Origin of the sequence: Mycobacterium sp. (genome assembly GCF_035653355.1) — a bacterium.
Lineage (GTDB): Bacteria > Actinomycetota > Actinomycetes > Mycobacteriales > Mycobacteriaceae > Mycobacterium.
Window position 1 is genome coordinate 1 of record NZ_DASRBZ010000175.1, and the last position, 11488, is coordinate 11488.

The window sequence follows — 11488 nt, forward strand, 5'->3', positions numbered from 1 at the left end:
GCCGGTGCTTTCACGCAGATCGATCGCGCCGACCGGAGACCCGAGCGGGCGCAACCACTCAAACTTCTTGTGCAGCAGCGGATCCTGGCCGCGCGCGGCGCCGTCGTTGTAGGCGGCCACGGTGGCCTGCAGCGAGCCCGGCGCGAGGCCCATCTCGTCTTCTAGCTCGGCGACGGTCTCGCACACCCACGTTGGGGGACGCAGCATCAAGTGAGGCGAGAGTGACGCCATCGCCTCGTTCTGCGCGGCCTCGTCGATGATGAGGAATGCGGTGTTGTCCTGGTGGTAGAGGGTGAGCTGGCCGACGCGCCCCGGATAGGTGTCCTCGGCGACGTAGCGCTGACCGCGCCCGTTGACCAGGATGCCGCGCACCAATTGCTGCGGGTCGATGAAAATCGCCACCTCGGTGGCGTCCATGTGGGCCAGATCCGCACCGAGCGCCTGCGCCATCCTGATGGCTTGACCATCGTGCTGCTCGATCGATGCGGCCGGACGTCCGGCGATCCGCGGGGCGTACTGGGCAACCATGGCGTCGTTGTAGGCGAAGCTGCCCGTCGCGAGCACAACGCCGCGACGCGCGCGTATCGTCACATCCTTGCCGTACTGGCGGGCACACATTCCCACTACTCGGCCGTCGGATGCGACGACCAGTCGCTGCACCCTCACGTCGTAGACAGCCCGTGCTCCCGCTGCGGTGGTGGTCTCCACGAGCGGTTTCATCAGCATGTAGCCGGCGCTTGCCTCGCCTTGTTTTTTGTTCGACATCTGCGGGACGTGGCCGCGCGGCGCGGGAGTCGCGATCGTGTTGAACGGATACGAGTTCTCACCGCCGCTGTACATCAGGCCCTGGTCACCCAACGGCTCCCAACCCGGCTCGGCAAAGAACTCCGCCTTGAACGGCACACCGCAGTCGACCAGCCAGTTGAAGTGATCGACGCTGCCGGCGCAATAGTCGGCGATGCGGTCCTCGTCGGCGCCGGGTCCCATCGCGACATTGAGGAAGGCCGCCATGTTGTCGACGGAATCGTCGAAATCACAAGCCATTTGCAGCGGTGTGCCGCCGCCGAGGTAGATGAACCCACCGGCCATGGCCGCGGCCCCGCCCCACGAGCTGGTGCGTTCGAGCACGAGGACGTCGGCACCGGATCTGGCGGCTTCGACCGCGGCGGCCCCGCCGGCTACCCCGTATCCGGCGATGACGACGTCGGCTTCGTTGTCCCATGTGCCGATCGACGAGGCCGGGACTGGATAGACGTCGGTGCCACCCGTCATAGGCGCATTGCTGCAGGCATCTCACCGACCCACTGATGGCCCCAATAGCTATCGGCAGTGATTTCCTCTGCGGTGTAATAGGTTTCGTCGACACGCATGCCGTCGGTGCCGAACTCGATGTCCCAGTCGCCGGGCGCGCGCACGTAGAACGACACCATCTTGTCGTTGGTGTGCCGGCCGAGCGTCGAGGACAGCTGAAACCCCTCGGCGTTGACGCGGTCCAGCGCTTGCCCCACCGTGTCGAGGCTGTCCACTTCCACCATGATGTGGACCAGGCGGGGGTCGCGCTGATGTGCGGCCGGGACGATGGCCAGGCTGTGGTGGCGCTCGTTGACGCCCAGGAAGCGCACCCGCACCGGGCCGAACTCTTTCGGTAGCGGTACCCGAAACGCGCCGCGGGAACGGAAACCCAGTACCTCTGTGTAGAAGTCGAACAGCCCGTTGGGATCGGTGGCCGGCACGACGACGTGGCCCATGCCTTGGTCGCCGGTGACGAACTTCGCCCCGAACGGGGTGACGACGGGGCTGTGGTCAAGCACTGCACCGTGAAACACCTCGAGCGTGGTACCGGCGGGATCCTCGAAGGTGATCACCTCTTCCACCCGGCGGGCCTCGGCCTCGTCGGTGGACAGCTGTTTGAACGCCACCCCGGCGCCGTCGAGAGCCGCTTTGACCCGCTGCAGTGCCGGGTGGTCGCGCACTTCCCAGCCGACCGTGAGCACGCGGTCCGTCTCGCCGGGCACCACGATCAGCCGGGCCGCGCGCTCGTCCATCCGCAGGTACAGCGCCGACGGGTCAGGCCCCTTGCCTTCGGCGAAACCCAAGACACCGAAGGCGAAATGCCGCCAGCGCTCGATGTCGTTAGTCGAGATGGTCACGTATCCAAGGCTTTTAAAGTCGGTCACGACTACTCCTAGATCAAAGCCCGCAGCGGGCCCTCGGGCGGATCTATGCCCAGCGAACTCAGCGCCGACGCGTGGTAGGTGGTGCCGGGGACATGGATGGCGTGTAGGTGGCCGACGTGCACATCACGCCAATAGCGTTGCAGCGGTTTGTCCATTCGCGCCGCGTTGCCCCCTGAGCGCGCGAAGATCTCGTCGACCGCCGAGACCGCGCGCCACACCGCACGTACCTGCGTGCGGCGACCGGCCGCGCGGTCCGCGAACGACACTTCCTTGCCCGAAGCGACGATGTCGTAGATGCGGTCGACGTTAGCCAGCAACTCCTGGCGAGCGGCGTTGATGTCGGCTGCTGCTTCGCCGATCGCATACATGACGTAGGGGTCGTCCTTGATGGCGGTTCCGGTAGCTCCGACGCGCTCCCGTTGGTAGTCCAGGTGCGCGGCGAGCGCTCCCTCGGCGATGCCGATCGTCGCCGCCGAGATGCCCAGCGGAAACATCGTCGACCATGGCATGAGATACAGCGGTTCGGTCATGCCGGCCTCACGCTGGGCGGTGCCGTCCATAACCTTCGTCGCGTCCATCGTCCGGTAGCTCGGGACGAACGCGTCCTTGACGATCACATCCTTGGAGCCCGTTCCGCGCAGCCCCACTACATTCCACGAGTCCTCGACGATCTCGTAGTCACTGCGCGGCAGGACCATGTGCAGCATCTTGGGCGGCATCAGCGGCACACCGTTCTCGTCGCCGAGCATCGCACCCAGGATGATCCAGTCGCAATGATCGGTGCCGGAGCTGAACTGCCAGCGGCCGTTGAAGATATAGCCGCCGTCGACAGGCTTGGCCACACCCTGCGGCGCGTACGGGGAGGCCATCCAGGTGTCGACATCGTCGGCCCAGATCTCGGCGGGCACCTTTGGGTCCGCGTAGGCCAATTGGTAAGGGTGCACGCCGACTACGCCGACGATCCAGCCGGCGGCCGGATCCAGCGCCGCGGTTGCCATCGCCGTCTCGGCCCACTCGCGGGGATGGGCCTCAAAACCTTGGTACTGCTTGGTTTGCAGCAGCCGGATTAGACCGGCCCCCTTCATCAGCTTGACGGTATCGTCGGTCAGCCGGCCAATTTTTTCGGCTTCTGCGGCCTGACTGCGCAACTGATCCGCCATCGCCATTACCCGGTCGATTACCCGCTCGGTCATGCTGTCGTCCTTACGTCGAGGGCCCGCCATCGATGGTCTCTTGCCGGTGATGATTACATCTTTCACGATCCCGGTGAGCGGAAAAGTTGTGAGCGCTTCCACGCGGGGCCCCACAGTATCGTCGCCGCATGAGCCGATCCAGCAACCAACTCACCCTGACGCCAGCCGAGCAGCTAATCGCGATCGAGGAGATCAAGAAGCTGTTCGCTGGTCGCCTGCGCTGCATGGACACCAAGGACTGGGATCACTACGGCGACTTCCATACCGAGGACATCGTGAGCGACTCGTGGCGAGGACTGCCCAACGACAAGCGGCCCGTCACCGACGGCAAGAACGTCGTCGTCGGGCGGCAACGGCTGACGGCGACGATCCGCGCGCTGCTCGATGGTCCGGTGCGGATCACCAGCGTCCATCACGGCCATACGCCTGAAATTGTGCTGACATCGGACACCACCGCACGCGGCGTGTGGGCGATGGAGGACCGGTTGTGGTGGACCAACGGCGACCGCGAGCACAGCTTGCATGGCTACGGCCACTACCACGAGGAATATCGGAAGGTCGACGGTCGATGGCTCATCAGCGCGCGCAGACTGACTCGACTCCGCGTGCAGAGCACGCCGGGATTCGACTCGTTCTTGGGTGACCGGCTCTAAGGCTGAGCGTCCGATGACCGGGAATGGGAGTACCTGCGCGTGGACGACATGGCCTACTGTCCCGTCGTGACCCTTGATGCCGTGGTTGTCGGTGCCGGATTTGCCGGCCTGTATGCCTTGCACAAACTGCGCTCGCAGGGATTGTCGGTGCGGGTGTTCGAAGCCGCTTCCGACGTCGGTGGCACCTGGTACTTCAACCGGTATCCCGGTTGCCGCTGCGACGTCGAAAGTGTCGACTACTGCTACTCGTTCTCCGATGAGCTGCAGCAGGAGTGGAACTGGACCGAGAAGTACGCCACCCAGGCCGAGATCCTGCGCTACATCAACTGGGTCGCCGATAAACTCGACCTGCGCAAGGACATCACTTTCAACACCCGGGTCGTCTCAGCGGTCCTCGACGAGAAAACGCTGCACTGGACGGTAACCACCGACACCGGCGACGCCGTCACTGCCCGGTTATGCCTGATGGCCACCGGCTCACTGTCCGCGGCGCTGACGCCCGATTTCCCCGGACTGGAGAGCTTTGCGGGCGAGGTGTACCACACCGCCCATTGGCCGCATGAACCTGTTGATTTCGCGGGGAAGCGCGTCGCGGTGATCGGCACCGGTTCCTCGGGCATCCAATCGATTCCGGTCATCGCCGAACAGGCTGCGCAACTCTACGTATTTCAGCGGACGCCCAACTTCAGCGTTCCAGCCGGCAACAAGCCGCTGACCGCCCAGGAAATGGCTGAGATCAAAGCGAATTACGCTGAGCGGCGCAGGCTTTCGTGGCGCAGCGGCGGCGGCTCACCTCACATCCCGCATTCCAAAAAGACAATGGACGCATCGCCCGAGGAGCGTCGGGCAGCCTTCGAAAAGCGTTGGCAGCTAGGCGGTGTCCTGTTCTCCAAGACCTTCCCTGATCAGATGATCGAACCAGCCGCCAACGAGGAGGCGAGGAAGTTCTACGAGGAGAAGGTCCGGGCGGTCATCGATGACCCGCAGGTCGCCGACCTGCTGATTCCGAACGATCACCCCATTGGGACCAAGCGTATCTGCACCGACACCAACTACTTCCAGACCTTTAACAAACCGCACGTCGAACTGGTCAGCGTGCGCAAGACACCGATCGAGTCGATCGACACAGCCGGAACCAACACCACCGACGCGCATTACGACGTCGACACGATCGTCTTGGCTACCGGTTTCGACGCGATGACGGGCGCATTAGCCAAGGTCGACATCGTCGGCCGCGGCGGGGAACTGTTTGCCGAGGACTGGAAGGATGGTCCGCGCACGTATCTCGGTCTCGGCGTGGACGGGTTCCCGAACCTGTTCATCGTCTCCGGGCCGGGCGCGCCGGGCGTGCTCGCCAACATGGTGCTGCATGCCGAGGCTCAGGTGAACTGGATTGCCGACTGCATCGCGTATCTCGACGAGCACGGCTACACCGCCATCGAGGCCACCCCGGAAGCGGTGGACAGCTGGATTGCCGAGTGCGCCCAGCGCGCCGAGGCAACGCTCTTCCCGAAGGCCAACTCCTGGTACATGGGTGCCAACGTTCCCGGTAAGCCGCGGGTATTCATGTTGTTCGTTGGCGGATTCGCTGTCTACAACGACATCTGTGCCCAGGTGGCCGGGGCCGGCTACAAGGGTTTCCACCTGATCAAGACGTCCTGATGTCCGGACTGAGGACGGAGGCTGGACCGCTGGGCTGACTGTCAAATACGTTATGTGCCAGCAACCAGACGGGAGTAGAGATGAAGCGACTTGAGGGCAACCGAATCCTGGTAACCGGCGCCGCCTCAGGCATCGGGCAGGCCACCGTGTTGCGGCTGCTGGACGAAGGCGCGGCGGTGGTCGGCGCCGACATCGCGGCGGACGGTCTGGAGAAAACCCGCGGCCAGGCTGAGGAAGCAGGATCCGGTGACCGCTTCACCGCTGTGGAGATGAACGTCGGCGACGAAAAGTCAGTGGAGCAGGGCGTGCGGTCGGCCGTTGACGCGTTGGGTGGCCTCGAGACGCTGGTCAACGCGGCAGGCATGCTGCGGGCCTCACATACCCACCAGACCAGTACAGAGCTGTGGAACCAAATCATCAACGTCAACCTGACCGGAACCTTCCTGGTGGTCCGCGAGTCGCTTCCGGCGCTGCTGAAGAATCCGCGCAGCACCATCGTGAACTTCAGCTCCACGTCTGCGTCTTTCGCGCACCCGTACATGGCCGCATATGCCGCGAGCAAGGGCGGTATTCAGTCCTTCACCCATGCGCTAGCGCTCGAATACGCCAGTAAAGGTTTGCGTGCGGTGTCCGTTGCACCGGGCAGCATCAAGTCCGGAATCACTGATGCCACAGCAGGATACATCCCCTCCGACGCCGACTGGTCACTGTTCGGCCGGCTCTCGCCGATTCTGCCCACCACGCTGGAATCCAGTGGCGCAGGGATGGGCGATCCCGCTGCGGTCGCCGGCGTGGTCGCCATGCTCGTGTCCGAGGACGGTGCGTTTATCACCGGCACCGAGATCCGCATCGACGGCGGTACCCACGCATGACGCTTGACGTCAGCTACGAGGCCACCTTGCGAGAAATCGAGACCGATGCGGGTGTGCTGCGGTATCACGAGGCCGGTGAGGGCGCACCGCTGGTGATGTTGCACGGTTCTGGGCCGGGCGTAACGGGGTGGCGCAACTTCCGTGGAGTGCTCGGCGAGTTCGCCGAGCAATACCGTTGCCTGGTCCTGGAATTCCCCGGTTTCGGGGTCAGCGACGACTTCGGCGGGCATCCGATGCTCACCGCATTCGATGCGGTGGTGCGGTTTCTCGACCGGCTCGGTTTGGATGCTGTCGACATTGTCGGCAACTCGATGGGCGGCGCGGTGGCGATCAACTATGCGATTGCCAACCCCGACCGGGTGCGGCGTCTGGTGACCATCGGCGGCATCGGCCGCAACATCTTCAGTCCCGGTCCACCCGAAGGCATTCGGCTGCTGCAGGAGTTCACCGAGGACCCCACCCGTGAACGGCTGATCCGATGGCTGCATTCGATGGTGTATGACCCGGCGGTAGTAACCGAGGAACTGATCGAAGAGCGCTGGCGGCACGCCACCGACCCCAGGACACTGGCGGCCGCCCGGCGGATGTATGGCAAGGAGGCTTTCACTCAGCTGACGAAGGCCATGGAGGCGTCGAAAGGCCCGCAGCCCTGGGCGATCATGCATCGGCTCAAGGCGCCGACGCTGATCACCTGGGGCCGCGACGACCGGGTGAGCCCGCTGGACATGGCGCTGATCCCGATGCAAACCATTCCGAATGCGGAGCTACATGTATTTCCCAACTGCGGCCACTGGACGATGATCGAGGCGAAGGACGCGTTCGTCAGCATCGTTCTCGGCTTTTTGGCGCGCAAGGCTGGTTAGTTCACGCAGGGCACACCGCCGCCGTCAATCGGTGCTCCCCGATCAGGCGTGGGCTCGGTTGAGGTCGCGGCCTGTGACTTGTAATACGAGCCGGAAATCGTTGAGCTGGTGGTAGTTTCATTGGAGAGCGACGATGACGGCGCCGTGTAGTCGTCTCCGACCACCACGCGAATCCGGTTAGGCCCCAGCGTGGTGTCAGCATGGTCGGGAGCGTCGATACCCAGCAGATCGGCCACGGTGTGCGCATCGGTTGCCGCGGCAGCACCGTAAGCCAGTGTGGTATCGGTAGGTTCGCCGTGTGTCCGGTCGCGCACCTGGCCGGCGGTGTAGCCGTGTTGGCGCAATGTGCGCGACACCTTGCTGGCGGTTCCGGAGGCACTGCCGGCGTTGACGACGTCGACGACGGTCGATGGGTTCGGCCCGCTGGTCGTGGAAGTGGTGGATTCGCTGATGCCGAACGCCGCCGCCACCTCGCGCTTGATCGCAGCGGGGTCGACGATGTTGACGTCTTGGCCGTCGATGTTGTCATAACGCACTACCGGCAGGGTCCGGTATTCGACGTTGCTGCCCGCAAGCGCGGCTACCCGGCGAAACTGGTTCTCGTCCCAGCCGGCGGACAGCACCACGTCTTTGCGGGCCACCGCGATCAAGCTCTTGAGCTTGCTCAGATCGGTGAGGGTGCCGGAATCCTGCAGTTGGCGCACAACCGCGGACAGGAATGCCTGCTGGCGATGCGTGCGGTCGAGGTCACCGTTTTCCAGGCCGTGGCGCTGCCGGACAAACGAGAGTGCCTGCTCGGCGTTGAGTGTCTGGCGCCCCGCCGGGAAATCGGCGCCGGAATACTCGTCGTAGACGGCGTGCTTGAGGCATACCTGCACGCCGCCCAAGCTCTGGGTGAGATCGTAAAAGCCCGCCAGGTTGACCTCGGCGAAGTAGTCGATCGGAACACCGGTGAGGTTGCGCACCGCCCGCAAGGTCGCCGCCCGACCAGCCTCGCGGCCTTTGGTCTCCAGTTCTTTCTGGTCGCCAACCCCTTTGTCGACGAGCTTCTGCTCGACGTATTGCTTGGTGAGCCCGTAGGCCTCCTTGATCTTGATGTGGTTGTATCCCGGCACCCCGCTGAACGGCACCCAGTCGTCGCGGGGGATCGAGAAGGCAACCACCCGGTCGTCGGCGCCGACGTGAACCAGGATCAGCGTGTTGGTGTTATAGCCGCCGGCATCGGAATCTCCGGCGTGCAGGTGCTTCAAGATCGCCCACGGCAGGTCGTTGCCGTCCTGGTCTTTCCGCGAGTCCAAGCCGATGAGCAGGATGTTCATCGCCCCGCCGCTGGAGCGCGGGTCCTCGGAACCCAGCGCCTGCGAAACGGTGATCCCGCCCAGCGCGCCGTGAGCCACCCACCAACCCGCACCGGTCAGCAACACCGCCGCCGCCGACACCAGCGCCAAGCAGCCACGGGCCAGCCTCCGGCGCAGCTGTGAGCGCACCGGAGTCGCACGATGGCGAGCTTTACCGCCCGCTCGCTTGGCCACGACAACCTCGACTCTGCCCAGAGCGTCCCGCCCAGTCCGGCGACCGCGATTGCGATGGTGACGCTCGCTTCTTGACCTCCAGTATGGGGCAGTGGGCCCCGGACGCGGTGCTCACAGGGAGCCGAACAGGCCCCTGACCGGTTCATACGCGGCTAGCAGCGTCGATTACGCGGTGTCAATCGGTCGGCGAGTACGTAGGCCAGGGCGGTGATAAGGAAGCCGAATTTGACCAGGGCGGCCGCTGTGGCGCGACGGGCGTTGGCCGCGACGGCGGAGCCCGAGAGGACGCGAAGCAAGGACACGCCCTCGACCGCATCTGCGGCAACGGCCGGGGCGACCAGCAGGGGCAGTGCGGCGCTGTGGCCGCGTCGGCGACGTGCACGGTCGACGAGCAGTGCGGTCATCGCGCCGTAGGTCAACATGTAGCCGAAGTCGAGCCACAACGACCATCGGGCGGCGCGCCGCCCGTCCTCGCCCCACGCGCACATGATCCGGTGGGCGCGCTCGGCGCTGCCTGCCAACTCGAATGGAATGATGCCGGGCCCACCGGTGCGGCCCATGCGCCGCTCAAGTACCAGCATCACGGCGGTGTAGCAGACAAATGCCGACGTGGCTGACGCCAATGGAGTGCAGCGCCCGCTGCTGCGGATCATTCGTTCACAGTATCGGCCGAAACGGCATGCAGATTTACCCAAGCGGTGATTAGCGCAGCGGGATGTCGTGACCGGGGCCGCGTTCGTCGGCGGGCCGGGGGCCGAAGTAGCGGCGCTCTGACTCGTCGATGGGGAGGTCGTTGATGCTGGCTTCGCGGCGCAGCATCAGGCCGTTGTCGTCGAACTCCCACAGTTCATTGCCGTAGCTGCGCCACCACTGGCCGGCGGCGTCGTGACATTCGTATTGGAACCGCACCGCAATGCGGTTGGCGTGGAAGTCCCACAGGCTTTTGCGAAGCGCGTAGTCGAGTTCTCGTTCCCACTTGGCGGTGAGGAATTCGACAATCTGGCCACGGCCGGCGACGAACACGTCCCGATTGCGCCACACACTGTCGTGGGTGTAGGCCAAGGCGACCTTGTGGGGGTCGCGGGTGTTCCAGGCGTCTTCTGCAGCTTGGACTTTCTCGATGGCGCTCTGTAGGTCGAAGGGCGGAAACGGTGGCCGTGGCTCATCCATCTGCTTGTCCTTCCTCGAAGGCGTGCGGTCTAGGGCTAGTAGTACATGGGCGCTGGCGGCCAGCACCAAGGCCTCATTTTGTTACCATCGCGCGATGCACGATTCGACCGCGCCACCCGGACGCGGCGGACAGCGATCTGTTTCCCGACGCCAAGTCCTGAAATATGCCTCTGGGGCACCAGTTTTGCTCAGCATAGGGACGCTGGCCGCGACACTCGATGCGCATAAGGCGTCAGCCGCCAACGGTAAGTTGATCGACTTTACGGAGCACTTGGTGCCGGTGGATCAGATCAAATCGGGGGGCTATGACGGGGCCGTGGTCTATGTGGCCGAGTCGCGGCCCGGCGCGAACTTCGATTTCAAACCCGTCACGCGCCAATACGCGGACGCACTCCGCGCAGCGGGTCTTCAAATCGTCAGCAACTACCAATACGGCAAGCCCGGTTGGCCTGACCCGTCGGATTACACCCGTGGATACCAAGGTGGGGTGGCGGACGCCCAGACTGCGCAACGGCTGCACGCTGCAGCCGGGGGTGATGACTCAGCACCGATCTTCTTCAGTATTGACGAGGATATCGACCTCAATACCTGGAAAAACGTTGGCGCCGAATGGTTTCGGGGAATCAACTCGGTACTCGGCGTGAGACGCACCGGCATCTATGGGCATTCCCGCGCGTGTGGGTGGGCGATCAAAGACGGCGTAGTCGGCCGCTCGACCACTGCGGGACATTCGTGGGCATGGCAGACCAGCGCATGGTCCCATGGTGAGCGCGAGCCGGCGGCGGTTCTTTATCAGTCGGTGATCAATACGCCGTCGAGCCCGGGTCCATTGCTCGGCGGCACACACGTGGACGTTGACGACGTCCTGGCGACCGATTTTGGTCAATGGGATTTCGCTCGCTAATAGCGAGCCTCATCGCGCGGCTTCACAACACCCGGCTTCGGTATCAAAAGTGTCGTCTACCTGCAACTAAGAGCTGGCGAAAATGGCCACACCGATTGGGACACGACAGTAAGGTGCTGTCCGTGAGCAGAGACCTGCTAGCCAACGGCCGGGGCCGCTGGTTGGCATTGGCGGCCTCGATTGCTGTCTCGGCCACCATATTCGTCGCTCAAGGCGCAAAGCATCCATGCTGCGTCGGGATCCCGCCAGGCCAGGCAGCCGCGCCAACCAGCGCGGCTGGTGTCCCGGCAACAACGCAGAAAGACCCTAAACCTGCGCCGGCCAACGCGCCGCACATCGCCACAGCCGCGGAGCGAGAAATGCTGGCGGCAAGCGCGCCAACCACCGCGCAGCAATTCCTGTTTGCGTTACCGGCCGGCATCGCACCGGAGCAGGGGTTACAGGTCCACACCATCCGGGTGG

11 protein-coding genes and 1 pseudogene are annotated in these 11488 nt (G+C 64.3%); 6 read left to right on the top strand and 6 right to left on the bottom strand.

All coding sequences use genetic code 11. The annotated features are described in order from the left end of the window. The 3 genes from VFA16_RS05745 to VFA16_RS05755 form a co-directional block, all read right to left on the bottom strand. Positions 1-1272: FAD-dependent oxidoreductase (locus VFA16_RS05745; RefSeq protein WP_324966892.1), on the bottom strand; the 1272-nt coding region annotated here is incomplete at its 3' end. After that, complete coding sequence (gene bphC, locus VFA16_RS05750) at positions 1269-2177, bottom strand: biphenyl-2,3-diol 1,2-dioxygenase (RefSeq protein WP_324966893.1); 909 nt, start codon at positions 2175-2177, stop codon at positions 1269-1271. The genes VFA16_RS05745 and bphC, both read right to left, overlap by 4 nt. 8 nt (positions 2178-2185) lie before the next feature. After that, a complete protein-coding gene (locus VFA16_RS05755) occupies positions 2186-3370 on the bottom strand; it encodes an acyl-CoA dehydrogenase family protein (protein WP_324966894.1) in 1185 nt (394 codons plus the stop codon). A gap of 128 nt (positions 3371-3498) precedes the next feature. Between VFA16_RS05755 and VFA16_RS05760 the strand changes: the two genes are divergently transcribed. The 4 genes from VFA16_RS05760 to VFA16_RS05775 all read left to right on the top strand — a co-directional run bounded on the left by VFA16_RS05760 (position 3499) and on the right by VFA16_RS05775 (position 7420). Beyond that, positions 3499-4023 (top strand): nuclear transport factor 2 family protein, encoded by a 525-nt coding sequence (locus tag VFA16_RS05760; protein WP_324966895.1) that lies wholly within the window; start codon positions 3499-3501, stop codon positions 4021-4023. 48 nt (positions 4024-4071) lie between these two features. Further along, on the top strand, positions 4072-5685 hold the full coding sequence (locus tag VFA16_RS05765; RefSeq protein WP_324966902.1) for an NAD(P)/FAD-dependent oxidoreductase: 1614 nt from the start codon (positions 4072-4074) through the stop codon (positions 5683-5685). Positions 5686-5765: 80 nt separating this feature from the next. After that, the gene (locus VFA16_RS05770) at positions 5766-6557 is read left to right on the top strand and encodes an SDR family NAD(P)-dependent oxidoreductase (protein ID WP_324966896.1); all 792 of its coding nucleotides are present in this window, start codon (positions 5766-5768) and stop codon (positions 6555-6557) included. Continuing rightward, positions 6554-7420, top strand: a complete 867-nt coding sequence (locus VFA16_RS05775) for an alpha/beta fold hydrolase (protein WP_324966897.1) — start codon at positions 6554-6556, stop codon at positions 7418-7420. Before VFA16_RS05770 ends, VFA16_RS05775 begins: the two co-directional genes overlap by 4 nt. Here the strand turns inward: VFA16_RS05775 and VFA16_RS05780 are convergent. From VFA16_RS05780 to VFA16_RS05790, 3 genes are all read right to left on the bottom strand, one after another. Then, on the bottom strand, positions 7417-8952 hold the full coding sequence (locus VFA16_RS05780) for an LCP family protein (protein WP_324966898.1): 1536 nt from the start codon (positions 8950-8952) through the stop codon (positions 7417-7419). The genes VFA16_RS05775 and VFA16_RS05780 overlap by 4 nt on opposite strands. Positions 8953-9104: 152 nt before the next feature. Then, positions 9105-9605: a hypothetical protein gene (locus VFA16_RS05785; protein ID WP_324966899.1), complete on the bottom strand. Its 501-nt coding sequence runs from the start codon at positions 9603-9605 to the stop codon at positions 9105-9107. A 49-nt stretch (positions 9606-9654) separates the two neighbouring features. Continuing rightward, positions 9655-10122: a nuclear transport factor 2 family protein gene (locus tag VFA16_RS05790; RefSeq protein ID WP_324966900.1), complete on the bottom strand. Its 468-nt coding sequence runs from the start codon at positions 10120-10122 to the stop codon at positions 9655-9657. A gap of 94 nt (positions 10123-10216) precedes the next feature. Here VFA16_RS05790 and VFA16_RS05795 point away from each other — a divergent pair, with 94 nt between their 5' ends. Together VFA16_RS05795 and VFA16_RS05800 are read left to right on the top strand one after the other, a co-directional pair. Next, on the top strand, positions 10217-11026 hold the full coding sequence (locus VFA16_RS05795) for a DUF1906 domain-containing protein (RefSeq protein ID WP_324966901.1): 810 nt from the start codon (positions 10217-10219) through the stop codon (positions 11024-11026). A 95-nt stretch (positions 11027-11121) separates the two neighbouring features. Further along, positions 11122-11488, top strand: a pseudogene (locus tag VFA16_RS05800) (glycoside hydrolase); the annotation flags it as partial.

Bases quoted from the DNA above. Each gene is read 5' to 3' on its own strand.
- VFA16_RS05790 (WP_324966900.1), bottom strand. From the start codon at position 10,122: ATGGATGAGCCACGGCCACCGTTTCCGCCCTTCGACCTACAGAGCGCC.
- VFA16_RS05785 (WP_324966899.1), bottom strand. From the start codon at position 9,605: ATGATCCGCAGCAGCGGGCGCTGCACTCCATTGGCGTCAGCCACGTCG.
- VFA16_RS05795 (WP_324966901.1), top strand. From the start codon at position 10,217: ATGCACGATTCGACCGCGCCACCCGGACGCGGCGGACAGCGATCTGTT.
- VFA16_RS05770 (WP_324966896.1), top strand. From the start codon at position 5,766: ATGAAGCGACTTGAGGGCAACCGAATCCTGGTAACCGGCGCCGCCTCA.
- VFA16_RS05760 (WP_324966895.1), top strand. From the start codon at position 3,499: ATGAGCCGATCCAGCAACCAACTCACCCTGACGCCAGCCGAGCAGCTA.
- VFA16_RS05765 (WP_324966902.1), top strand. From the start codon at position 4,072: ATGGCCTACTGTCCCGTCGTGACCCTTGATGCCGTGGTTGTCGGTGCC.
- VFA16_RS05755 (WP_324966894.1), bottom strand. From the start codon at position 3,370: ATGACCGAGCGGGTAATCGACCGGGTAATGGCGATGGCGGATCAGTTG.
- VFA16_RS05775 (WP_324966897.1), top strand. From the start codon at position 6,554: ATGACGCTTGACGTCAGCTACGAGGCCACCTTGCGAGAAATCGAGACC.